The following is a 21,989-nucleotide window of genomic DNA, read 5'->3' as shown; positions in this document are numbered from 1 at the left end:
TGGGACAAAACGCCTGTCAGACCCGGTGGCCTGGGATTGCATCCCGGCGCAACGGTACGATCCAGGTGACCATACAGCTTCGACCGATAGCGAGCGCGACAGTGACGTCCTCTGGGAGCACCGACGACACGATGAGGGTCCTCGTCTACAGCGACGACGCCACCACCCGGGCCGAGGTCCGCCAGGCGATCGGCCGGCGGCCGGCGGCCGACGTGCCCCTCGTCGAGATCATCGAGTGCGCCACCGAGCCCAAGGTCCACCAGTGGCTCGGCTCCGGCGAGATCGACGTGGCGGTCCTCGACGGCGAGACCCAGCCCGCCGGCGGCATGGGCGTCTCCCGTCAGGCCAAGGACGAGGTCTACGACTGCCCGCCCGTCTGCCTGATCATCGCCAGGCGCGACGACCGCTGGCTGGCCGAGTGGTCCAAGGCCGACGCCGTCGTCCCGCAGCCCATCGAGCCCATGGTCCTGGCCGACACCGTCGCCGACCTGATGCGCCGCCGATCCGCCACCCGACTCAACGCGAAGTAGGTGCCCATGGACTCCCGGACGACCTGGCCTGCCCTGTTCTCCGCGCTCCTTTCCGGCGAGCACCTGTCGGCCGACGAGACGGCCTGGGCGATGCGGGAGATCTTCTCGGGCAACGCCACCTCCGCCCAGATCGCGGGCTTCGCGCTGGCCCTGCGCGCCAAGGGCGAGACGGTGGCCGAGGTGGTGGGCCTGGCCCGGACGATGCTGGAGTTCTCCACGCCGCTCACCGTCGAGGGGCCCGTCCTCGACGTCGTCGGCACGGGCGGCGACCGCGCCCACACCGTCAACGTCTCCACCATGGCCGCCATCGTGGCCGCCGCGGCGGGCGCCAGGGTCGTCAAGCACGGCAACCGCTCGGCCTCCTCGCTGTGCGGGGCCGCCGACGTCCTGGAGCACATGGGCATCAGGCTCGACCTGACGCCCGAGCAGACCGCGCGGGTGGCGCGCGAGGCGGGCATCGCCTTCTGCTTCGCGCCCGTCTACCACCCGGCGCTGCGCTTCGCCGGCCCGGCGCGCAAGGAGATCGGCGTCCCGACGGTCTTCAACTTCCTGGGCCCGCTGACCAACCCGGCCCGGCCCAGCGCCCAGGCCATCGGCGTCTACGACGCCCGCATGCTGCCGGTCATCGCCGGCGTCTTCGCCGAGCGCGGCGTGTCCGCCCTGGTCTTCCGCGGCGACGACGGGCTCGACGAGCTGACCATCACCGGCACCTCCACGGTGTGGGTGGTCCGCGACGGCACGGCCACCGAGGCCAGGTTCGACCCCGCGGTCCTGGGCATCCCCCGGGCCGACGCGGACGCGCTGCGCGGTGGCGACGTGCAGTTCAACGCCCAGGCCGTGCACGACGTGGTGGGCGGCAAGAAGGGGCCGGTGCGTGACGCCGTCCTGCTCAACACCGCGGCGGCGCTGGTCGCCCACGACGGCGCCGGCGACGACCTCGACACGGCGATGATCAAGGGCTACGAGCGCGCCACGCAGGCGATCGACTCCGGCCTGGCCGCCGACACGCTGCGCCGCTGGGTCGAGGTCAGCAGCTCCTACCGCCCGTCGTGACCGTGAGCGCGCCCCTGAGGCGCGCTCACGTCCATCGGTGGTACGTATGCCCCAGGGCCCTGGCAGTGCGTCCAGGGCCTGCTCAGGGCCGGGTGACGGTCAGTCGCTCAGAAGGTGATGCTGGGGCCGTCCTTGAGCGTGCTCCACTTGAGCCACTCCTTCCAGTTCTCCTGCCAGTGGCCCCACCCGTTGGTGGGCTCCAGCTTCCGCGGCGAGCCCGTGATGATGATCGGGTCCCCGATCAGGGTGTTCTTGATGAACCAGGCCGCGTTCTCCGGGCTGACGTTCACGCAGCCGTGGCTGACGTTGGAGTTGCCCTGGGAGCCCACCGACCAGGGCGCGCTGTGCACGTACTCGCCGCTGTTGGAGATGCGCACGGTGTTGTAGACGGTGAGCTGGTAGTAGCCCGACTGTCCCGGGCCGATGCCGGGCGAGGTCATGACGGTCACCGGCTCGCGCGACATCGCCAGGTGCACGCCCGAGGTGGTGTAGTACTTCCACTGGCCGCCCTGCCCGGCGCTCATCGGCATGGTGCGGATGCGCTTGCCGTCCCGGCGGACCGTCAGCACGTGCTCGTCGGTGGTGCCCTTGGTGATCTGCGAGCGGCCGATCTTGAAGTCGAGGGTGACGTCGCGCTTGCCGTACAGGCCGGGGCCGCCGCGCACCCCGGCCAGCTTCGCCTCCAGCCGCACCTTCGTGTACGCCGGCCAGTACTCCTCCGGCCGGAAGTCCACATGGCTGTCGTCGAACCAGTGCCAGGCGCCGTCCACCGGCTTGGAGCTGCGGATGGTGAGGTTGCGCTCGACGGCCACCCGGTCGCTCACCGGCTTGTCGAAGGCGATCATGACGGGCATGCCGATGCCGACCGTCAGCCCGGTGTCGTCCCGGTTGGGAGTGATCGTCTGGATGTCGAACGTCTTGTCGCCCTTGACCGTGGTGAACGTGCTGGAGGTCTCGCTCTGCTTGCCCGCGGCGTCCACGCTGACGACGGTGACCGTGTAGCCGGCGCTCGGCCGGGCGGTGGTCGTGCTGCGCCAGCGGGTGCCGTCACCGCTCAGTACGCCCTTCAGCCGGCCCGCCTTGCCGCCGTCCACCCGGACGCTCTTGATCGTGCCGCCGTGCGCGGACACCACCACGGGCTGGTCGGTGGCCACGTTCGCGGCCTTGTCCTGCGGCGTGACCCCCACCGCCGGCTGCCGCGCGACCGCGGTCAGCTCCTTCGTCTCGTTCGCCGCGCCGCTCAGCGAGCACGCCGTGAGCAGCGCCAGGGCCAGCAGGCCGGCCGATCCATTCGCCACGCGTCTCACGAGTGACCCCCTCGCCCAAGATCCAACCTTCTCCCCCCTTATTACCCTGAGTGATCTATTCACGACATCCGTGACCTGGTAAAGAACACGAAAAAGCGGGCGTCCTCCCCTATGGGAAGGACGCCCGCTTCGAGCCGCTTGTCAGTGCGAGAAGTTGCCCCGGTAGTACTGGAACACGAACCCGATCATGGCCATGATGATCAGGAACACGCCGATGAGGAACATCCAGAAGCCGATCACGAACCCGGCGAAGGCGAAGGCCGCCGCCAGGCACAGGAACAGCGGCCACCAGCTGCTCGGGCTGAAGAAGCCGATCTCGCCGGCGCCGTCGCTGATGTCGGCCTGCTTGTCGTCCTCCGGCTGGGCGCCGATGCGCCGCGCGGTGAACATCAGGTAGTAGCCCACCATGAACGCGAACCCGACCGAGATCGCCATGGCGGTGGTGCCCACGGGCTCACCCTGGCCGGTCGCGGCCTTGGTCCAGAACCAGTAGCCGACGTCGACACCGGCGAAGAACAGGCCGCACAGCAGGAACAGCCAACCCTGGACCTTCATCAGGCCTCCACCTCCTGGGCGGACTTGGCGGACATGTGCGGGTAGTGCAGGTCGAACGCCGGGCGCTCGGACCGGATGCGCGGCAGCGAGGTGAAGTTGTGCCGCGGCGGCGGGCAGGAGGTCGCCCATTCGAGCGAGCCGCCGTAGCCCCAGGGGTCGTCGACGGTGACCTTGGTCCCCGAACGCCAGGTCTTCCAGACGTTGTAGAAGAACGGCAGCGTCGAGGCGCCCAGGATGAACGCGCCGACCGACGAGATCATGTTCAGGTCGGTGAAGCCGTCGGCCGCGCTGTAGTCGGCGTACCGGCGGGGGAAGCCGACCATGCCCAGCCAGTGCTGGACGAGGAAGGTGGTGTGGAAGCCGATGAACAGCAGCCAGAAGTGCACCTTGCCCAGCTTGTCGTCGAGCATCTTGCCGGTGAACTTGGGCCACCAGAAGTAGAAGCCGGCGAACATGGCGAACACGACCGTGCCGAAGACCACGTAGTGGAAGTGGGCGACGACGAAGTAGGTGTCGCTGATCTGGAAGTCGAGCGGCGGCGAGGCCAGGATGACGCCGGTCAGGCCACCGAGCAGGAAGGTGATCAGGAAGCCGACGGAGAACAACATCGGCGACTCGAACGACAGGTGGCCCCGCCACATCGTGCCGATCCAGTTGAAGAACTTCACGCCCGTCGGCACCGCGATGAGGAACGTCATGAACGAGAAGAACGGCAGCAGGACCTGCCCGGTCGGGAACATGTGGTGCGCCCAGACCGTGATGGACAGACCGGCGATCGCGATGGTGGCGCCGACCAGGCCGATGTAGCCGAAGATCGGCTTACGGCTGAAGACCGGCAGGATCTCGGTCACGATGCCGAAGAACGGCAACGCGATGATGTACACCTCGGGATGGCCGAAGAACCAGAACAGGTGCTGCCACAGGATCGGCCCGCCGTTGGCCGGGTCGAAGATGTGGGTGCCGAGCTTGCGGTCGGCCTCCAGGGCCAGCAGCGCGGCGGCCAGCACGGGGAAGGCCATCAGCACGAGCATGCTGGTCAGCAGGACGTTCCAGGTGAAGATCGGCATGCGGAACATGGTCATGCCGGGGGCGCGCATGCAGATGATCGTGGTGATGAAGTTCACCGCGCCGAGGATCGTGCCGAGGCCCGACAGGGCCAGACCCATGATCCACAGGTCGCCGCCGATGCCGGGCGAGTGGATCGCGTTCGACAGCGGCGTGTAGGCGAACCAGCCGAAGGAGGCCGCGCCGCCCGGCGTGAGGAAGCCGGACACGGCGATGACGCTGCCGAACAGGTAGAGCCAGTAGCTGACCATGTTCAGGCGCGGGAACGCCACGTCGGGGGCGCCGATCTGGAGCGGCATCAGCTCGTTGGCGAAGCCGGCGAACAGCGGCGTCGCGAACATCAGCAGCATGATCGTGCCGTGCATGGTGAACAGCTGGTTGAACTGCTCGTTGCTGGTGATCTGCAGCCCCGGCTGCGCCAGCTCGGCCCGCATGATCAGCGCCATGACGCCGCCGATCAGGAAGAAGGCGAACGACGTGATCAGGTACATGTGCCCGATGATCTTGTGATCAGTCGAGGACATCCACTTGGCGATGATCTGGCCCTTGGTGACGGGCCGGACCGGTGCGCGAAGCGGTTCTTGGATGGCGGTCACTGGGCACTCCCAGCCTGGGTCGCGATGTACTGGTCGAACTCAGCCTGCTTGACGAGCTTCACCGAGAACAGCATCCGGCTGTGGTCGACGCCGCACAGCTCGGCGCACCGGCCGGCGTAGACGCCCACGCGGTTGTCGCCGAGCGTCTTGATCTCGAACTTGCGCCCCGGGTTGCCCTCCGGGATGCCGGGGATGATGTCCCGCTTGAACAGGAACTCGGGCACCCAGAACGAGTGGATCACGTCGTCGGTCGAGAGGTCGAACTCGACCTTGGTGTTCGTCGGCAGGACCAGCTGAGGGCCCTGTTGGTAGTCGTGCACCGGCATGCCGGCCACAGGCTTCGTCGTCTTGCCGTTGTAGGTCGTGGTGAAGCGCCAGCTCCACTGGTACGCCTCGACCTTGACCTTGACGGGCGCGTCGCCGGCGACGTCCGTGAGGGCCTTGCTGTCGCGGGCGGTGAAGAAGAAGAACACCGAAACCATGACGAGCGGGACCACGGTGTAGAGGATCTCGATCGGCAGGTTGTAGCGCACCTGGGGCGGCAGCTCGGCCTTCCCCTTGCGCTTGCGGTGGAAGATCGCGGCCCAGACGATCAGGACGATGACGACGACGCCCGTGGCGAGTGCGGCGATCCAGGCCCCGTTCCACAGAGACTGAACGACCTTGGCCTGCTCGGTCACGCCCTCGGGCAGCAGGCCGGTGGACCAGTCGACCTTGGGAACGTCATTAGCACACGCCGTAGCAGTGGCCAGCAGCAACGCCAAAGCGGCGGCGCGCGGCACCCTGCGCCGGGCCAACGAACGCCGCGTCGTACGGCGAGTCGGACTCACGGATCGCCTACCCCACAGATGAAGCCCAAGAGTCTTTCCCTTGGGTGCTCGTATTTCCAAATGCACAGCTGATTGCAGACACATTAGCGTGCAGGTGTCCCGCCCTACCGCGCGACCCCTCGATGGCGCCGCAAGTGGGACGATGGGTCTCGTGGCGTATTTCGACGCGGCCTCGAGCGAGCCGCTGCACCCTCAGGCACGCGAGGCGCTGCTGGCGGCGATCGACGTCGGCTGGGCCGACCCCGCGAGACTGTACACCCAGGCCCGCCGCGCTCACCTGCTGCTGGAGCAGGCCCGCACGGAGGTGGCCGAGGCGCTCGGCGCGCGCCCTGACGAGGTGTCGTTCACCTCGTCCGGCACGCAGGCCGCGCATCTCGGCGTGCTCGGCACCCTACACGGCAGGCGCAGGGTCGGGCGTCATCTGGTCACCGGCGCGGTCGAGCACTCCAGCGTGCTGCACGCGGCCGGCGTGCACGAGCGCGACGGCGGCACGGTCGAGACGGTGGGCGTGAATCTCGAAGGCCGGGTCGACCTCGACGCGTTCGCGCGGGCTGTCGCGGCTCCCGGCACGGCGCTGGCCTGCCTGCAGACGGCCAACCACGAGGTGGGCACGGTGCAGCCGGTCGCCGAGGCCGCCGCCGCGTGCCGGGCCCACGGGGTGCCGCTGCTGGTCGACGCCGCCCAGACGGCCGGCCGCATGCCGATCCCGCCCGGCTGGTCGGTGCTGACCGCGAGCGCGCACAAGTGGGGCGGCCCGGCCGGGGTGGGCGTGCTGGCGGTGCGCAAGGGCACCCGGTTCCGCTCGTTCCTGCCCGAGGACGAACGCGAGCGGCGGCGCGTCCCCGGCTTCGAGAACGTGCCGGGCATCGTGGCCGCGGCGGCGGCGCTGCGCGCGATGAGCGCCGAGGCGGCGCAGGAGCAGGCCCGGCTGTCCACGCTCGTCGCCAGGATCAGGGAGACCGTGCCGAAGGTCGTGCCGGACGTCGAGGTCATCGGCGACCCCGTCGGCCGGGCGCCCCACATCGTGACCTTCTCGTGTCTCTACGTCGACGGCGAGGCGCTGCTCACCGAGCTGGACAAGGCCGGTTTCGCCGTATCGTCCGGAAGCTCGTGCACCGCTAGTACGCTTCGTCCATCGCACGTCCTCGAAGCGATGGGCGTGCTGACGCATGGGAATGTCCGGGTGTCGCTGCCCAGGGGCACGTCCGCGGCCGAGGTCGACCGGTTCCTGGCCGTGCTGCCCGACCTGGTGCGCCGCATCCGGCACGACGCAGGAGTCGCATGACCGAGGTAACTCAGCCGTCATTGACGATCGACGCGCTCGGGAAGAAGTGCCCGATCCCGATCATCATGCTCGCCGAGCAGATCAACCACGTGCCGCTCAACGCCGTGGTGGCGGTGCTGGCCGACGATCCGGCGGCCTACACCGACGTGCCGGCGTGGTGCCGGCTGAAGTCCCACCGCCACGTGGCCTCGTACGAGCTGCCCGAGGGCGGCTGGGCGATCCACGTGATGCGCAACTACTGACGGTTTGTGGGTAGGGCCCTCCCCTGACGGCACATCGACCATTCGGGGGAGACCATGGCCAAGGGGAACGAGACCGCCCGTGACGTGATGAGCACAGGCGCGGAGTGCATCGCCACGCACGAGACGCTCGACCGGGCGGCTCAGATGATGCGCAACAACGACGTGGGCGCGCTGCCCGTGTGCGGGCCCGACGACCGGGTGACCGGCATCATCACCGACCGCGACATCGTGATCAAGTGCATCGCGGCCGGTCACGACCCCGCGCAGGTGACGGCGGGCGAGCTGGCGACCGGCCTGGTCTGGGTGACGGCGGACGCCACCGTGCAGGAGGCGCTGTCGCGCATGGAGCAGAACCAGATCAAGCGGCTGCCGGTGCTGGAGAACGAGCGCATCGTCGGCATGATCAGCGAGGCCGACCTCGCCCGGTGCCTGCCGGACGACCAGCTCGCCGAGTTCGTGCACCGGGTGTACGCCAAGCGCTGACACCCGACGGGGATCGCCCCGCCACGCCTGCGGCGGGCGGGGCGTACGGCTGTCAGGGGTGGTAGCAGCGCACGTGGTCGGCGATGTCGGCCGCGGCCTCGGCGCCGTAGGCGGCCGTGAAGCGCTCCAGGAAGACCTTCTGTCCCAGCTCGTACTCCTGGCCGCCGACGCGCTCCAGCACGTGCGTGGCCGTGAGGTTGCCGATCTGGCCGCAGCGCTCCAGCGGCAGACCCCAGGCCAGACCGGACAGGAAGCCGGCGCGGAAGGCGTCGCCGACGCCCGTGGGGTCGGCCTTGCCGCGCTCGGGGGCCGGGGCGACCTGGATGGACGGCTCGCCCTTGCGGTCGATGACGGCGCCCTTGGGGCCGAGCGTGGTGACGCGGACGCCGACCCGGTCGAGGATCTCCTCGTCGGACCAGCCGGTCTTCTGCTCGATGAGCCCCTTCTCGTAGTCGTTGGAGAACAGGTAGGCGGCGCCGTCGACGAGCTGCCTGATCTGCTCGTCCTCCATGCGCGCGAGCTGCTGGGAGATGTCGGCGGCGAAGGGGATGCCGCGCTGGCGGCACTCGTCGGTGTGCCGCAGCATCGCGTCGGGGTCGTTGGGGCTGATCAGCACCAGGTCGAGGCCGCCGACCCGGGCGGAGACCGGCTGCAGCTCGATCAGCCGCGCCTCGGCCATCGCCCCGGTGTAGAAGGAGGCGATCTGGTTGTGGTGCTCGTCGGTGGTGCACAGGAAGCGCGCGGTGTGCTGCGTCTCGGAGATGTGCACGGACTCGCAGTCGACGCCGTGGCGCTCCAGCCAGGAGCGGTAGTCGGCGAAGTCGTTGCCGACGGCGCCCACCAGGATCGGCTTGAGGCCGAGGCAGCCCATGCCGAAGGCGATGTTGGCCGCGCAACCGCCGCGACGGATCTGAAGGTCGTCGACCAGGAACGAGAGCGACACCCGGTCGAGCTGCTCGGCGATGAGCTGATCGCCGAAGCTTCCTGGGAACGTCATCAGGTGGTCTGTCGCGATGGAGCCGGTTACGGCGATGCGCACGGGATTCTTCTTCCTCGTTGTCAGCAGGCCAATGAGCCCCACGAGAATACGCGAAGGTCCCGCTCGCACAAAGGCGGGCGGGACCCCACAGGCCGAAGCCGTGACCCCTTAGTTGAACGAGTCGCCACAGGCGCAGGAGCCGGTGGCGTTGGGGTTGTCGATGGTGAAGCCCTGCTTCTCGATCGTGTCGACGAAGTCGATGCTGGCGCCCAGCAGGTAGGGGGCGCTCATGCGGTCGGTGACCACACTGACACCGCCGAAGTCCGTCACCACGTCACCGTCCATGGAACGGTCGTCGAAGAAGAGCTGGTAGCGCAGGCCGGAGCAACCACCCGGCTGCACGGCGACCCTCAGCTGCAGACCTTCCTCACCCTGCTGCTCCAGCAGGCTCTTGACCTTCGCGGCGGCCGCGTCAGTCAGGATCAGGCCCTGCGTCGTGGTCTCGCTGCTCTCAACCGTCATCTGCTGACTCCCTAACCCGGCTGTCTGTTTCCGACGTCCTACTGATGACGCTACCAACACCTCGCCCATGCCACACATTCCCGGGTCCCCCTACCCCCGGAATAACCACGTTCGTCCATGTGTCATAGTGAGTATCGTCAAAACGACGATAAGGGGGTATGGCGATGGCCACCCAGACTGGGCTGCCGCTCTTCGTCCTCGGGCAGGGCGCCGATCCGCACAGCGAGAAGGGCGTCGACTGCCCTGGCGAACTGCCGCCCGCGTCCGACCCTGACCTGGTCGAACGCGCCCGCAAAGCCAAGGAGGCGCTGGGCGACCGCCTGTTCGTGCTGGGCCACCACTACCAGCGCGACGAGGTCATCCAGTTCGCCGACGTGACCGGCGACTCCTTCAAGCTCGCCCAGCAGGCCGCCGCGCGGCCCGAGGCGGAGTTCATCGTCTTCTGCGGCGTGCACTTCATGGCCGAGTCCGCCGACATCCTCACCGGCGAGGCCCAGAAGGTGGTGCTGCCCGACCTCGCCGCCGGGTGCTCCATGGCCGACATGGCCACGTTCGACCAGGTGGAGGAGTGCTGGGAGGCCCTTGAGGACGCCGGTCTGGCCGGCGAGGTGGTCCCCGTCACGTACATGAACTCCAGCGCCGACATCAAGGCGTTCTGCGGGCGCAACGGCGGCGTGGTGTGCACCTCCTCCAACGCCAGGAGGGCCCTCGACTGGGCGTTCGAGCAGGGCCGCAAGGTGCTGTTCCTGCCCGACCAGCACCTCGGGCGCAACACCGCGGTGCTGGAGATGGGCATGTCCCTGGAGGACTGCGTGGTCTGGAACCCCCACCGCCCCGGCGGCGGGCTGACCCGCGAGCAGCTCGACCGGGCGCGGATGATCCTGTGGAAGGGCCACTGCTCGGTGCACGGCCGCTTCACCGCCGAGTCCGTCGACGACGTGCGCGCGCGCATCCCCGGCGTGAACGTGCTGGTCCACCCCGAGTGCCGGCACGAGGTGGTGCTCAAGGCCGACCACGTGGGCTCGACCGAGCACATCATCAAGACCCTCCAGGCCGCTCCCGCCGGGTCGAGCTGGGCCGTCGGCACCGAGCTGAACCTGGTCAAGCGGCTGGCCGCGATGTTCCCCGACAAGAACGTGTCGTTCCTGGACCGGACGGTCTGCTACTGCTCCACGATGAACCGGATCGACCTGCCGCACCTGGTGTGGGCGCTGGAGTCGCTGGTGCTGGGCGACGTCGTCAACCGCATCACGGTGGACGAGGACACCGCCCACTGGGCCAGGGTCGCCCTGGACCGCATGCTGGCGCTCCCGTAAGAAGGCTCCCGCGGCGAGGAGCGCCCGCCCTCGCCGCGGGCCCGGCACAGTGTCGGCGCTGCTAGGCGAAGTCGTAGCCGACGCGGACGCCGACGGTCAGCGTCTGGCGGCCGGGGCTGACCGAGGACGCGCTCTCGGCCGCCGCGGCCATCGTGACCAGCGGCTGCGGGCCGCCCCTGACCTCCTCGGAGATCGACACGACCGGGCCGAGCGGGCGGCCGGCCAGCTCGGCGTAGTGGGCGGCCTTGGCCGCGGCGTCCCTGAACGCCCTCGTCCTGGCCTCGCCGAGCACCGACGCCGGGTCGGACAGCTCGAAGGCCACGCCGTTGAGCCGGGCCTCCTCGCCCACGCCGGCGACCGTGTCGATGACGGCGTCGGCCCGCGTCAGGTCCCTGACGACCACCTCGACGCCCTGGGCCGCCCGGTAGGCGGAGACCTTCGGGTAGACCTCGTACTCGGGGCCGAGCGAGAGCTCGACCGTGCGCACGTCGTGGGCCGCGACGCCGGCCCCGGCCAGCGCGTCGGCCAGCCGGGCCGCGGCGGCCCTGACCGCCGTGAACGCCTCGGACGCCGACGCCCTGCGCACCTCGACGCCCGCCAGCAACCGCAGGACGTCGGGCGCGGCCTGCACGCTGCCCTCACCGACGACGGAGATGTCCACGCCTGCCCCCTAAGACTGGGTTCGCCTCGATCCTACGGGCGTGTCCTGCCCCCGCCCACGGCCGGTTCACACGGCGTCGACGATCGCGCCCGGATCGTCCAGCTCGACCTGGTGCCCCGAGCCGGGCAGCAGGATCAGCTTGGCGTCGAGGCAGGCCGCCAGGCTCTGCCTGCGGGCGTCCCGGACGCCCGCGCCGAGCACGGTGACCGGGATGTCGGGAAAGGGATGACCGGCCCGGATGTCCCGGAGGTCGGCGGCCATGTCGCGGCGGGCCAGCCACTCCCCCGCCACCGCCGCGGGCACCTTGCCCATCCGGTACACCCCGAAGGGGTCGCCCATGCCCGTGACCAGGCGGTGCGCCGGCGGCCCGGTCAGGCGGGCCAGCACGTTCGCGCCCCACGTGCCGCCGAGCGCGGGCAGCCACTCGCCCAGGGCGGTGGCGAGCGCGAGCGGCCGGCGCACGGGCGTCGGGCTGGGGTCCACCAGGACGAGCTTGGCCACGCAGAGCGGGTGCAACCGGGCGAACGCCTCGGCGTGCCAGCAGGACAGGCCGTGCGCGACCAGGGTGATCTGGGACGGTTGCGCGGGGGCCAGCGCGGCCAGCCGGGCCACCTCGCCGTACAGGGTGGGCCGGTCGGTCGCGGGCGGGCTGAGGCCGAGCCCCGGACGGTCGAAGCGGACGACCCGGTGGCAGGCGGCCAGACCGGCGGCCACGGCGTCCCAGTGGAACCAGGCGCCGCCGAGGCCCGCCGTGATGAGCACGCCGGGGCCCGCGCCCTGGTCGAGGACGTGCGGAGGGCCGCAGGGGGCCTCGTCGTCGTCGTGGACGAGCAGCCTGAGCGCCACGTACACGACCCAGACGGCGACCATCGTGAGCTGGATCCGGTGGGCGACGCCGGCCAGCCGCCCGGCGGCCAGGGCGGCCAGCATGAGCCCGGTGGCCCCCACGTTCAGGCCGGTGAACAACCACGACACCCACGAGCGCCAGCGCGCGGAGAGCACCACCATGGCGGTCAGCACGGCCGTCGTGGCCAGCGCGCCGGCCACCATGTGGAGCCGGTGCGAGACACCCTCGCCGCGGCAGGTCGGGTCGCTGAGCACGGCGCAGTCGAGCGGGACCAGGCCGGAGACGGCCGTCAGCAGCCCGAAGGCGGCCAGCGCCAGCCAGCCGGCCCACTCGCGCGCCACCCTGGGCAGCGTCGCCACGGCGGCCAGGCAGGCCAGCCCGGACAGCACGTCGCTGACCCGGAACAGGCGCGTCCATGGCTGGTCACGGGCGGCCAGCTCGCTCACATAGCCGTCGGTCCGGTCGACGGCGGGCGTGGTGAACTGCCCCGTGATCCAGGCGCTGTACAGCACGGCCGCCACGATGAGCGCCGAGGCCACGGCGACGAACAACCTTCGCTCCACGTGATGATTAGAACACCATCCGTGGTCAAAGGCCCGGAGCACCCCATACCGGGAACCATCGGCCGAGGTCGGCCTCCAGCGGCAGCTCGCCGTCCAGGACGCCTCTGGCCTGCAGTTCGAGGGCGTTGTCGCGCCTGTTCCCGGGCAGCGGCGCGAACGGGTAGAACGTCCCGCGCTTGTACAGATAGACGACCGCCAGCCGTCTGCCCGCCGGATCGGCGAACGACACCAGCGAGCACAGCAGCGAGGGCCCGAACCCGGCCGACTCCAGCGAGGAGTTGACCGCGTGCAGCTCGGTGACCAGGTCGCCGACGTCGTCCGGCGCGCGGCGGACGAGCAGCCAGGTGTAGCCGTAGCCGTCGTCGGACTCCTCGACGCGCCCGCCGAGCAGCGCCTTGACGTCGCTCTCCACCGTCGCGAACGCGCCGCCCTCCGCGGCCCTGAACGACACCGAGCCGAGACCGGTGGGGACGAGACCGGTCGCGGCCTGGAGCGTCACGGCGGCGGACGGCAGCGCGAACAGCGCGTCGAGATCGGGCTTGACCGGCTTGGACCGGCCCAGCAACGAGTCGAGCCAGCCCATACGGCCTCAGCCCCTTCCGAGCTGCTTGGAGACGGACGCGAGGAGTTCGAGCCGGCGCTCCAGCGGCGGATGCGTGGAGAACAGGTTCGCCAGCGTCTCCCCCCTGGCCAGGGCCGGGGCGAAGTAGAAGGCGTTGAACGGCGCCGCCTCGCGCAGGTCGGTGGTCGGGATCCGGGCCATGTCGCCGGTGACCTTGGTCAGCGCGCTGGCCAGGGCCGAGGGACGCTGCGTGAGCAGGGCTCCGGCCCGGTCGGCGGCCAGCTCGCGGTAACGCGACAGGGCTCTGGTGAGCAGGAAGCTGACGGCGTACACGACGATCGAGACGAACATGATGATCAGCCCGACCGGCACGCCGCCCTGGCCGTTGTCCCGGCGCCCGCCGAAGCCGGCGTACAGGGCGAACCTCGTCATCAGCCCGGCGACGATGCCGAGGAACGAGGCGATCGTCATGACCGCGACGTCGCGATGGGCGACGTGCGACAGCTCGTGCGCCAGGACGCCTTCGAGCTCCTGAGGCTCCAGGCGGCGCAGGATGCCCGTCGTCACGCAGACGACGGCCCGCTTCTGGTTACGGCCGGTGGCGAAGGCGTTGGGGACGTCGGAGTCGGCGATCGCCACCCGCGGCTTGGGCATGTCCGCCAGCGCGCACAGCCGGTCGATCAGGCCGTGGAGCTCGGGGGCCTCCTGTGGGGAGACCTCCCGCCCGTGCATCGCGAACAGGGCGATGCGGTCGGACAGGAAGTACTGCACCAACAGCAGCCCCCCGGCGAGCACCAGCACGGTCAGCGCGCGCACGCCGAGGGCGATCAGCACGCCGACGAACGCCACGTAGAGCAACCCCAGCAGGAACATCGTCACGACCATGCGGCGGGTCAGGCCGCTGTCGGACGCGAACCGCGTGCCCACGGGGCTCAGCCCGGGATGAGGCCTTGGTCGCCCAGCATCTCCCGGACCTCCTCGATCGAGGCGTCCGCGGGGGGAAGGATCAGCTCTGACGGCTCAAGGCTGTCGTCGGGAAGCGCCTTGCCCACATGGCGCACCTTGTCGAGCAACGCGTGCAGCTTGACGCGGAAGGCCCCTTCGTCACCGGTCTCGATGGCGGCCTCCAGCTCGCTGTCGAGCTCGTTGAGCACCGCGATGTCGTCCGGCGAGATCTCCACCTGGCCCTCGCCCATGATTCTGACGATCATGCGCCCTCCCCGGGCTGACGCAGCTGCTGGGTGTGACCCTGCTGCGGCTGGGGCTGCTGCTGCGGCTGGCCCTGCTCGATGGCGCTCTTCGGCGCCGGGCCCTGGCCCAGCTCGGCCTTCATCCGGGCCAGCTCCAGCTCGACGTCCATGCCGCCGCCCATGCGGTCGAGCTCGGCCTGGATGTCGTCGCCGCGGGTGCCGCTGAAGTCGTCGAGCGCGCCACTGGCCAGCAGCTCGTCGATCGCGCCCGCGCGGGCCTGCATCTGCGCCGTCTTGTCCTCGGCGCGCTGGATCGCCAGGCCGACGTCGCCCATCTCCTCGGAGATGCCGGAGAACGCCTCGTTGATGCGCGTCTGGGCCTCGGCGGCGGTGTAGGTCGCCTTGATCGTCTCCTTCTTCGTGCGGAAGGAGTCGACCTTGGCCTGCAGCCGCTGGGAAGCCGTGGTCAGCTTCTCCTCCTCGGCCTGCAGGTTGTCGTGCTGGACCTTGAGGTCGGCCATCTGCCCCTGCAGATTGGACCGCCGCTGCAGGGCCTCGCGCGCAAGGTCCTCACGCCCGACGGACAGCGCCTTGCGGCCCTGCTCCTCGTAGCGCCTGGCCTGGGCCTCCAGGCCGTTGATCTGCAGTTCTACCCGCTTGCGCGAGGTCGCCACGTCGGCCACCCCTCGACGCACCTTCTGCAGCAACTCGAGCTGCCGCTGATAGGAGTAGTCAAGCGTCTCGCGCGGATCCTCCATCTTGTCCAGGGCCTTGTTGGCCTTGGACTTGAAGATCATCGAAAGTCTCTTCATCACGCTCATGCGCGTCGGCCGTCCCCTTCTAGGTCGTGCTGGTGTTCACCCAATGCAGCGCAGCCGCCTTGGGATTACCCTACGCATAACGCACGGGGGCGTCACTAAGTTGCAGTCCAGGTAGGGTTGACGTGTGTTGCGACGCCGATCCCAAACCTCCGTGGACGACACCCCCGTCCCCGTTGACGATCCTAAGCCCCAGGGTAAAGGTCGTCCCACACCCAAGCGCCGGGATGCCGAGGGCAGACGACGCCAGCCGGTCTCCGCGCCGAAGGACCGCAAGGAGGCCTATCGGCAGATGCGCGCCAAGCAGGCCGCCGAGCGCGACCGGGCTCGCAAGGGCATGCTCGCAGGTGACGAGCGTTATCTTCCGGTTCGCGACAAGGGCCCGGCGCGCAAGTTCGCGCGCGACTGGGTCGACTCGCGGCGCCTGCCCAGCCAGTACTTCCTGCCGTTCTCGCTACTGATCCTGCTGGCGACCTGGATCCCGTGGCCGATCGAGATCCGCGCCAAGGTGCTCAACATCGTGATCGCGGTCGGCTGGCCGATCATGATGATCGGCGTCCTGGCCACCTCCCTCTACGTGGCGTGGAAGGTGAAGAAGGAGGTCGCGGCCAAGCTCCCGAACGAGAGCGTGAAGGGCGTCGGCTTCTACGCGGCGATGCGCGCTTTGCAGATCCGCAAGCTACGCTTCCCGCCGCCCACGGTGCTGCCGGGCGGTCGGCCCGCGCCGCCCAAGAAGTAGCCCCGTTCTCCCGATTTTTCGGGAAAGCGGCTTATCGGCGACGCCCGCGTGCCCATCACCGTCCGGTGGTGGGCACTCGTGCTTCCTGCCTTCCCGCGTCTCGCCCGCTCAGCGGGCCGGCTTCCAGCGCAGGACGCCGCCGGTGACCACGGGGCGGCGGCCGTCGATCGCGCCGCCCCGTTCGAGGGCGTCGGCGACGGTCCGCAGCAGCGTGTACGACGACCGCAGCCGCCTGCCCGTGACCCCGGCCACCGTCCCGTCGGCCGAGCTCACGGTGGCGTACGCCGTGGCGCCGTCGACGGCGGTGTAGGACAGGATCGGGATCAGCAGGCCGTCCCATGACCCGGCCGGGCGGCGGGCGCACATCTCGCGCCAGGCGTCCCTGATGCCGCGGACGGTGAGGTGGTCGCGGGCCCCGGGGCGGAAGCCCAGGACACCCGCCCCGCGCGCGCCGTTGTGGCGCAGCAGGGAGGCGCGCAGGGCGTCGGGGAAGTCCACGCCCATCTGCGACTCGGCCACGGCGATCGTGCGCGCCCTGACCGGGGCCCCGAGCGTGCGGTACGTGCGGGGGGCGTTGCTCCTGAGCCAGCGTTCGATACGCCGCCACTGGGCGTCCACGGCCCGCTTGACGTCGGGCGCGACCCTGCGCGGGTCGATCGGCCGGCGCCGGGGCGCGCAGTTGGGCGCCTGGGCGGCGGAGGCGGCGGGCGTGGGCAGCGCGGTCGCCACGGGGTCGGCCGGCGGCTCCACGGGCGTCACGGGCTCGCCGACGGGGGGCTCCAGGGGCTCGGCCCCGTCCGGGGGCGCCTGCTGCTCGGCGACGGCGCGCATGAGGGCCTGGGCGTCGCGCTGCGCCGACGTGCCCATCAGGGCGAACGCCAGCGTCAGGGTCACGACGACCCCGATGGCCAGCCACAGCAGGGCCGTCCGGGCGCCCCGCGGCCGCCGGACGGCAGCCGGTACGGACGGCGGCGGCTCGGCCCGCGGCAGGCGGGCCCGGCGGCGCAACCGCACCGCGAGGGCGATCAGGACGGCCGCGGTGAGAGCCTGGCGGACGAGCTTGAGCACGTCGCGCACCCTATCCCGAATCGAATCGGCTCATGTGACGCTCTAAGGTCGAACGTATGGAATTCCGACACCTCGGCCGCAGCGGTCTCATGGTCAGCGAGATCAGCTACGGCAACTGGCTCACCCACGGCTCCCAGGTCGAGGAGGACGCCGCCAAGCTGTGCGTGCAGGCGGCGCTCGACGAGGGCATCACCACCTTCGACACCGCCGACGTCTACGCGGGGACGAAAGCCGAGGAGGTGCTCGGCCGGGCGCTCAAGGGCGTCCGCAGGGAGTCGCTGGAGATCTTCACCAAGGTCTACTGGCCCACCGGCCCCGGCAAGAACGACCGCGGGCTGTCCCGCAAGCACATCACCGAGTCGATCAACGCCTCGCTGCGCCGCCTCCAGACCGACTACGTCGACCTGTACCAGGCCCACCGTTTCGACAACGAGACGCCCCTCGAGGAGACCCTCAAGACGTTCGACGACCTCGTCCGCCAGGGCAAGGTGCTCTACGTCGGCGTCAGCGAGTGGACGGCCGAGCAGATCGGCCGGGCGCTGAAGATCGCCGACGAGATGGGCTTCGACCGGATCGTGTCGAACCAGCCGCAGTACTCGATGTTGTGGCGGGTCATCGAGGAGGAGGTCGTGCCGCTGAGCGAGCGCGAGGGCCTCGGCCAGATCGTCTGGTCGCCGATCGCGCAGGGCGTGCTCACCGGCAAGTACCTGCCCGGCCGGCAGCCTCCGCAGGGCTCGCGGGCGACCGACGCGAGCGGCAGCGCCATGATCGCGCGGTACATGAACGACGACGTGCTCACCCGCGTGCAGGAGCTGCGGCCGATCGCCGACGACCTCGGCCTGACCATGGCCCAGCTCGCCGTGGCCTGGGTGCTGCAGAACCCGAACGTCTCCAGCGCCATCGTCGGCGCAACCCGCCCCGAGCAGGTGCGCGACAACGTCAAGGCGGCCGGCGTCAAGCTGGAGGACGACGTGCTCAAGCGCATCGACGACGTGCTCGGCACGGTCGTGGAGCGCGACCCGGCAAAGACGGTGAGCCCCGCCATCCGTCCGTGACCCGGAAAACGAAAAACCCCTTGAGCCACAATGCGCTCAAGGGGTTTTCCTTTTTTCGCGGATCACTCCGGACGCAATGACATTCCCGTGTATTCGACGCGGTCCTCGTCGAGCAGCGCCACCTGCTCGACGCCGGATTCGAGCAGCTCACGCCAGTTCTCCCCGAGCCAGGACTCCGCATCGGCCTGACTCGGGAAAACCTCTCGCGGCAAAGGGCGGTCCGTCACCTCACCACCATTTGCATCTTCATAACGCCACCGCCATGTCATGCCATACGCTCCTTCTCCGCGGGTTCGCCGGCGCCTTCCCTCCGACGGCACTGGAACCCTACTCCCGAGCTCGGAGGTCCATCGATGCTGCGCGCGGGCCGTGTTGCCGCGGCGGCCGTCCTGGGGGCGGCCGCCGTACTTCTTCTCCCCTCCTCCGCGCTCGGCTCACCCTCCTCGCGGCCCGGCGGTCCCGTGCCGGGAACCGCCGCGGAGCCGGGGGCCGTGCGGCTGTGGGGGGTCTGGCGGAGCGACGGCACGGCGTGGCTGGCGTCCACGGCCGCGTACGAGCCGGCGGACGGCTCGGTCGTCGGGTGGCGCTTCACGGTCTCGGCCGACGGGTCGGCGGGCGAGCCGCCGGGCGGTGAGCTGCCGTCGTTCCCGGCGGTGTGCGTCCAGGACGCGGCCGGCTCGGGGCACAAGCGGGTGGCGGTCGCGGTGGACTTCGGGGACGGGGAGGGCGACGTCCCGCCCGGCGACCGGCCGCCGGCGCATCCGCTGCTGCGCTGCGTGACGGGCGCCGAGGACGCGACCGCCGCCCAGCTCCTGGCCTCCGCGGCCAGGGTCGGCGTGAACGGGCGCGGCGAGGTCGTGTCGGTCAGCGGCTACCCGTCCCAGGGCGCGGGGACCGTCCCGTCCCAGGAGACGGACGCCGCCGGGCGGGCCGCCGCGCCCGCGAGCGCGCCCGGCGGGTCTCCGGCGCTGCTGATCACGGGCGGCGCGGGGGCGCTGTTGCTGATCGGCGGGGGCGCGGCCCTGGCCGCCCGCCGCCGCCCCGGTCGCCCCGGTCGGCCCGGTCGGCCCGATCGGCCCGGTCGCTCCGGTCGGTAGCCTCTGGGCGGTGAAGCTTCTTCTCTCCGGAACCGGCGGTGCCGCGGGCTGGCCGGCGGACGGGTGCCCGTGCGCCTCGTGCGCCCGGCTCCCCCAGGGCCGTCACCGCCCCTTCGAGCTGGTCGTGGACGACGCCGCGCGGTTCCCCTTCACCGGCGGCGGCGCGTTCGGCGGCGGGCTCGGGCTGGTGGCGGCCGACGGCGAGGCGGTGTTGTGCCTGCCGCCGGGCCGGGAGTCCCCCTCCGACGGTCCCGCCCGCTACGACGTCGTCGTGCTGGACCTGCTGGAGCGCCCGCAGCGGCTCGGCGAACTGCGCCGCGCCGGGCTGGCCGACGACCGGACGACCGTGGTGGCCGCGTGGCTGGACCACCGGATCAGGTCGGAGGAGGAGCTGGCCAGGCGGCTGCGGTTGTGGGGGGCGGTGGCCGTGCCGGACGGGACGGTCCTGGAGAGCGGCGGAACGGTACGCGAGACGCCGCCGCGGCGGGCGTTGCTGCTCGGCGGGTCCAGGTCCGGCAAGTCGGCCGAGGCCGAGCTGCGGCTGGCGGCCGAGCCGTACGTCACCTATGTCGCCACCGGCGGCGACGGCGCGGCGGACGGCGAATGGGCGGCGCGGGTACGGGCGCACCGGGAACGGCGGCCCGCTCACTGGGACACGGCCGAGACCACGGACCTGGTGGCGGTCATCGCGGCGGCGGGCACGCCCCTGCTGATCGACGGGCTGGGCACGTGGCTGGCGGCGGTGTTCGACGAGCACGGGGCCTGGGACGGCGACCGAACGCCGGTCGTCCGGCGCTGCGCGGAGCTGGTCGAGGCGTGGCGCGGCACGCCGGTGCCGCTCGTGGCGGTCTCGGACGAGGTGGGGATGGGCGTGGTGCCCGCCACGTCCGCCGGCCGGGCCTTCAGGGACGCGCTCGGCAAGCTCAACGAACGGCTCGCCGCCGAGTCCGAGTACGTCGCCCTGGTAGTCGCGGGACGCCCTCTGGAACTGTGACCCCACGGACCTCGGGGTCGCGGGCCGGGGCTACGGGCGCACGGCTCTGGCGTACCAGCGGCCGTCGAGGCGGTCCACGTGCAGCGGGCGGCCGAAGCACTCGGACAGCAGGTCGGGGGTGAGCACCTCCGACACCGGCCCGGCGGCCAGCAGCCGCGAGTCGCGCATGAGCAGCGCGTGCGTGGTGGTCGCGGGCACCTCCTCCAGGTGGTGGGTCACCGTGACGGTGGTCAGGACCGGCCGGGTGGCGGCCAGCTGCTCGACCGCGGTGATGAGGTCCTCGCGCGCCGGCAGGTCGAGCCCGGCGAACGGCTCGTCGAGCAGCAGCACGGCGGGCTCGGCCATGAGCGCCCTGGCCACCCTGATCCGGGCCCGCTCCCCTTGCGAGCACACCCGGAACGGGCGCTCGACCAGGTCCTTGCAGCCCAGGTCGGCCAGCAGGCGGGCGGCGCGCTCGCGCTCGTTGTCGCCGTACTTGTCCCACAGCGGGACGCTCGTGCCGGTGTGGCCGGTCAGGACCACCGTGTGGGCGGTGGCGCCCTCCTCCTCCAGCAGGTCCTCGTCGATCAGCCGCTGGCTGGCCGCGACCAGGCCGATGTGGCGGCGCAGCTCCCGCAGATCGACCCGGCCGAGCCGGTGGCCGAGCACGCTGACCGCGCCCTCGCTCGGGTGGCGCACCGCCCCGGCCAGGGAGAGCAGGGTGGTCTTGCCCGCGCCGTTGGGGCCGAGGATCACCCAGTGGTCGCCGTACGCCACCTGCCAGTCAATGCCGTCGAGCAGCGTTTTGCCGACAACCCGGACAGCTACACCTTCGAGTTCAAGCACGTGCATTCCCGCCACATTAGTCGGCCCTAGGATCGGTCGTTATGCCGCTTGCTGAGCTGACCCACGGGCTTCGCTTCGCGATCGGCATGCTCAGCGCCGTTCCGGTGCGGGTCGACAGGGTCGATCGGGAGGTCGCCGGGCCGGCCATGGTGGCGGCCCCCGCGGTCGGGCTGGGGCTCGGCGCGGTGGCGGGCCTGGCGCTGCTGCTGCCGGGGCCGCCGCTGCTGGGCGCGGCGCTCGCGCTCGGGTTGCTGGCCGGGCTCACCCGCGGCCTGCATCTGGACGGGCTGGCCGACCTCGCCGACGGCCTGGGCAGCGGCCGGCCCGCGAACGACGCCCTCGACATCATGAGAAAGTCTGACATCGGGCCGTTCGGGGTGATGACGCTGGTCATCACGCTGCTCGTCCAGGCTGCGGCGCTGACCGGGGCCGGCTACCCCGCCCTGGTGACCGCCTGCGTGGCCGGGCGGCTGGCGCTCACCTGGGCGTGCCGGGCGAGCGTGCCCGCCGCGCGGCCCGGCGGACTCGGGGCGATGGTGGCGGGCACCGTGAGCGATCCGGCGGCGTGGCTGGCCACGACGGCCGCCCTCGCCGTGACCGCCGGGCTGGGGCTGGCGGCCGGGACGTGGGCGCCGCCGATCGCGCTGGCGGCCGGGCTCGGGGCGGCGCTGCTGCTGCTCCGGCACGCCCGGCGGCGGCTCGGCGGCATCACGGGGGACGTGCTCGGCGCGCTGGTGGAGACCGGGACGGCGGCCGCGCTGGTGGTGTGCGCGGTCCTGGGCTGAGCGGCGACGCGCTCGCCGCGCC

The 21,989-nt window shown here is 71.1% G+C and carries 26 protein-coding genes; 11 read left to right on the top strand and 15 right to left on the bottom strand.

Annotated elements, in window-relative coordinates:
• Nucleotides 1-131 precede the first annotated feature (131 nt).
• On the top strand, nt 132-530 hold the full coding sequence (locus ABZ459_RS08780) for a hypothetical protein (RefSeq protein WP_357967698.1): 399 nt from the start codon (nt 132-134) through the stop codon (nt 528-530).
• 6 nt (nt 531-536) lie between these two features.
• The gene (gene trpD, locus ABZ459_RS08775; protein WP_357967695.1) at nt 537-1,583 is read left to right on the top strand and encodes an anthranilate phosphoribosyltransferase; all 1,047 of its coding nucleotides are present in this window, start codon (nt 537-539) and stop codon (nt 1,581-1,583) included.
• A gap of 107 nt (nt 1,584-1,690) precedes the next feature.
• Here the strand turns inward: trpD and ABZ459_RS08770 are convergent, their stop codons facing one another.
• The 4 genes from ABZ459_RS08770 to ABZ459_RS08755 all read right to left on the bottom strand — a co-directional run bounded on the left by ABZ459_RS08770 (nt 1,691) and on the right by ABZ459_RS08755 (nt 5,936).
• On the bottom strand, nt 1,691-2,890 hold the full coding sequence (locus ABZ459_RS08770; RefSeq protein WP_357967693.1) for an Ig-like domain-containing protein: 1,200 nt from the start codon (nt 2,888-2,890) through the stop codon (nt 1,691-1,693).
• Between the two features lie 141 nt (nt 2,891-3,031).
• On the bottom strand, nt 3,032-3,445 hold the full coding sequence (locus tag ABZ459_RS08765) for a cytochrome c oxidase subunit 4 (protein WP_357967690.1): 414 nt from the start codon (nt 3,443-3,445) through the stop codon (nt 3,032-3,034).
• The gene (gene ctaD / locus ABZ459_RS08760) at nt 3,445-5,106 is read right to left on the bottom strand and encodes a cytochrome c oxidase subunit I (protein WP_357967688.1); all 1,662 of its coding nucleotides are present in this window, start codon (nt 5,104-5,106) and stop codon (nt 3,445-3,447) included. The genes ABZ459_RS08765 and ctaD overlap by 1 nt, the downstream gene beginning before the upstream one ends.
• Nucleotides 5,103-5,936 (bottom strand): cytochrome c oxidase subunit II, encoded by an 834-nt coding sequence (locus tag ABZ459_RS08755; RefSeq protein WP_357967686.1) that lies wholly within the window; start codon nt 5,934-5,936, stop codon nt 5,103-5,105. The genes ctaD and ABZ459_RS08755 overlap by 4 nt, the downstream gene beginning before the upstream one ends.
• A 142-nt stretch (nt 5,937-6,078) precedes the next feature.
• Here ABZ459_RS08755 and ABZ459_RS08750 point away from each other — a divergent pair, with 142 nt between their 5' ends.
• The 3 genes from ABZ459_RS08750 to ABZ459_RS08740 are packed head-to-tail and all read left to right on the top strand — an operon-like array spanning nt 6,079 to nt 7,946.
• Nucleotides 6,079-7,221 (top strand): aminotransferase class V-fold PLP-dependent enzyme, encoded by a 1,143-nt coding sequence (locus ABZ459_RS08750; protein ID WP_357967684.1) that lies wholly within the window; start codon nt 6,079-6,081, stop codon nt 7,219-7,221.
• Nucleotides 7,218-7,463 carry a sulfurtransferase TusA family protein gene (locus ABZ459_RS08745; RefSeq protein WP_352353344.1) on the top strand — a complete coding sequence of 82 codons (246 nt, stop codon included), beginning with the start codon at nt 7,218-7,220 and terminating at the stop codon, nt 7,461-7,463. Before ABZ459_RS08750 ends, ABZ459_RS08745 begins: the two co-directional genes overlap by 4 nt.
• Before the next feature lie 54 nt (nt 7,464-7,517).
• Complete coding sequence (locus tag ABZ459_RS08740) at nt 7,518-7,946, top strand: CBS domain-containing protein (protein ID WP_357967681.1); 429 nt, start codon at nt 7,518-7,520, stop codon at nt 7,944-7,946.
• A 52-nt stretch (nt 7,947-7,998) separates the two neighbouring features.
• On the opposite strand, the gene ABZ459_RS08735 is transcribed toward ABZ459_RS08740, so the two are convergent.
• The gene (locus ABZ459_RS08735; protein ID WP_357967678.1) at nt 7,999-8,985 is read right to left on the bottom strand and encodes a carbohydrate kinase family protein; all 987 of its coding nucleotides are present in this window, start codon (nt 8,983-8,985) and stop codon (nt 7,999-8,001) included.
• Nucleotides 8,986-9,093: 108 nt separating this feature from the next.
• Nucleotides 9,094-9,447, bottom strand: a complete 354-nt coding sequence (gene erpA / locus ABZ459_RS08730; protein ID WP_125630793.1) for an iron-sulfur cluster insertion protein ErpA — start codon at nt 9,445-9,447, stop codon at nt 9,094-9,096.
• A gap of 158 nt (nt 9,448-9,605) precedes the next feature.
• On the opposite strand from erpA, the gene nadA reads away from it, so the two are divergent.
• Nucleotides 9,606-10,763, top strand: a complete 1,158-nt coding sequence (gene nadA / locus ABZ459_RS08725; RefSeq protein WP_357967676.1) for a quinolinate synthase NadA — start codon at nt 9,606-9,608, stop codon at nt 10,761-10,763.
• 61 nt (nt 10,764-10,824) lie between these two features.
• Here nadA and ABZ459_RS08720 read toward each other — a convergent pair whose 3' ends face one another.
• The 6 genes from ABZ459_RS08720 to ABZ459_RS08695 form a co-directional block, all read right to left on the bottom strand.
• Entirely contained in the window at nt 10,825-11,424 is a 600-nt protein-coding gene (locus tag ABZ459_RS08720) for an SIMPL domain-containing protein (RefSeq protein ID WP_357967674.1), read from the bottom strand.
• Nucleotides 11,425-11,490: 66 nt separating this feature from the next.
• The gene (locus ABZ459_RS08715; protein ID WP_357967672.1) at nt 11,491-12,834 is read right to left on the bottom strand and encodes an alpha/beta fold hydrolase; all 1,344 of its coding nucleotides are present in this window, start codon (nt 12,832-12,834) and stop codon (nt 11,491-11,493) included.
• A 25-nt stretch (nt 12,835-12,859) separates the two neighbouring features.
• On the bottom strand, nt 12,860-13,417 hold the full coding sequence (locus ABZ459_RS08710; protein WP_357967669.1) for a hypothetical protein: 558 nt from the start codon (nt 13,415-13,417) through the stop codon (nt 12,860-12,862).
• Nucleotides 13,418-13,423: 6 nt separating this feature from the next.
• Nucleotides 13,424-14,323 carry a zinc metalloprotease HtpX gene (gene htpX, locus ABZ459_RS08705; protein ID WP_357967667.1) on the bottom strand — a complete coding sequence of 300 codons (900 nt, stop codon included), beginning with the start codon at nt 14,321-14,323 and terminating at the stop codon, nt 13,424-13,426.
• 5 nt (nt 14,324-14,328) lie between these two features.
• Complete coding sequence (locus ABZ459_RS08700; RefSeq protein WP_352323076.1) at nt 14,329-14,607, bottom strand: hypothetical protein; 279 nt, start codon at nt 14,605-14,607, stop codon at nt 14,329-14,331.
• The gene (locus ABZ459_RS08695) at nt 14,604-15,407 is read right to left on the bottom strand and encodes a PspA/IM30 family protein (protein WP_357967665.1); all 804 of its coding nucleotides are present in this window, start codon (nt 15,405-15,407) and stop codon (nt 14,604-14,606) included. The genes ABZ459_RS08700 and ABZ459_RS08695 overlap by 4 nt, the downstream gene beginning before the upstream one ends.
• Nucleotides 15,408-15,558: 151 nt before the next feature.
• Between ABZ459_RS08695 and ABZ459_RS08690 the strand changes: the two genes are divergently transcribed.
• Nucleotides 15,559-16,143, top strand: a complete 585-nt coding sequence (locus tag ABZ459_RS08690) for a DUF3043 domain-containing protein (RefSeq protein ID WP_357967663.1) — start codon at nt 15,559-15,561, stop codon at nt 16,141-16,143.
• 108 nt (nt 16,144-16,251) lie between these two features.
• Here the strand turns inward: ABZ459_RS08690 and ABZ459_RS08685 are convergent, their stop codons facing one another.
• Nucleotides 16,252-17,211, bottom strand: a complete 960-nt coding sequence (locus ABZ459_RS08685) for a hypothetical protein (protein ID WP_357967661.1) — start codon at nt 17,209-17,211, stop codon at nt 16,252-16,254.
• Nucleotides 17,212-17,267: 56 nt separating this feature from the next.
• On the opposite strand from ABZ459_RS08685, the gene ABZ459_RS08680 reads away from it, so the two are divergent.
• Complete coding sequence (locus ABZ459_RS08680; RefSeq protein WP_357967659.1) at nt 17,268-18,266, top strand: aldo/keto reductase family protein; 999 nt, start codon at nt 17,268-17,270, stop codon at nt 18,264-18,266.
• 62 nt (nt 18,267-18,328) lie between these two features.
• Here the strand turns inward: ABZ459_RS08680 and ABZ459_RS08675 are convergent, their stop codons facing one another.
• Nucleotides 18,329-18,535 (bottom strand): hypothetical protein, encoded by a 207-nt coding sequence (locus ABZ459_RS08675; protein WP_357967657.1) that lies wholly within the window; start codon nt 18,533-18,535, stop codon nt 18,329-18,331.
• A gap of 84 nt (nt 18,536-18,619) precedes the next feature.
• On the opposite strand from ABZ459_RS08675, the gene ABZ459_RS08670 reads away from it, so the two are divergent.
• Together ABZ459_RS08670 and ABZ459_RS08665 are read left to right on the top strand one after the other, a co-directional pair.
• The gene (locus ABZ459_RS08670) at nt 18,620-19,363 is read left to right on the top strand and encodes an SCO2322 family protein (RefSeq protein WP_357967654.1); all 744 of its coding nucleotides are present in this window, start codon (nt 18,620-18,622) and stop codon (nt 19,361-19,363) included.
• Between the two features lie 10 nt (nt 19,364-19,373).
• Nucleotides 19,374-20,357, top strand: coding sequence for a bifunctional adenosylcobinamide kinase/adenosylcobinamide-phosphate guanylyltransferase (locus ABZ459_RS08665; protein ID WP_357967652.1), 984 nt, complete (start codon nt 19,374-19,376; stop codon nt 20,355-20,357).
• A gap of 30 nt (nt 20,358-20,387) precedes the next feature.
• Here the strand turns inward: ABZ459_RS08665 and ABZ459_RS08660 are convergent, their stop codons facing one another.
• Entirely contained in the window at nt 20,388-21,188 is an 801-nt protein-coding gene (locus ABZ459_RS08660) for an ATP-binding cassette domain-containing protein (RefSeq protein ID WP_357967650.1), read from the bottom strand.
• A 35-nt stretch (nt 21,189-21,223) separates the two neighbouring features.
• On the opposite strand from ABZ459_RS08660, the gene ABZ459_RS08655 reads away from it, so the two are divergent.
• Nucleotides 21,224-21,967, top strand: a complete 744-nt coding sequence (locus ABZ459_RS08655) for an adenosylcobinamide-GDP ribazoletransferase (RefSeq protein ID WP_357967648.1) — start codon at nt 21,224-21,226, stop codon at nt 21,965-21,967.
• The last annotated feature ends 22 nt before the right edge of the window (nt 21,968-21,989 follow it).

The sequence above is a fragment of the Nonomuraea sp. NPDC005692 genome (assembly GCF_040631115.1).
In the GTDB taxonomy this organism is placed as follows: Bacteria; Actinomycetota; Actinomycetes; order Streptosporangiales; family Streptosporangiaceae; genus Nonomuraea.
The sequence above is the reverse complement of the archived record's forward strand: the minus strand, read 5'-3'. Positions and strand labels throughout refer to the sequence as shown.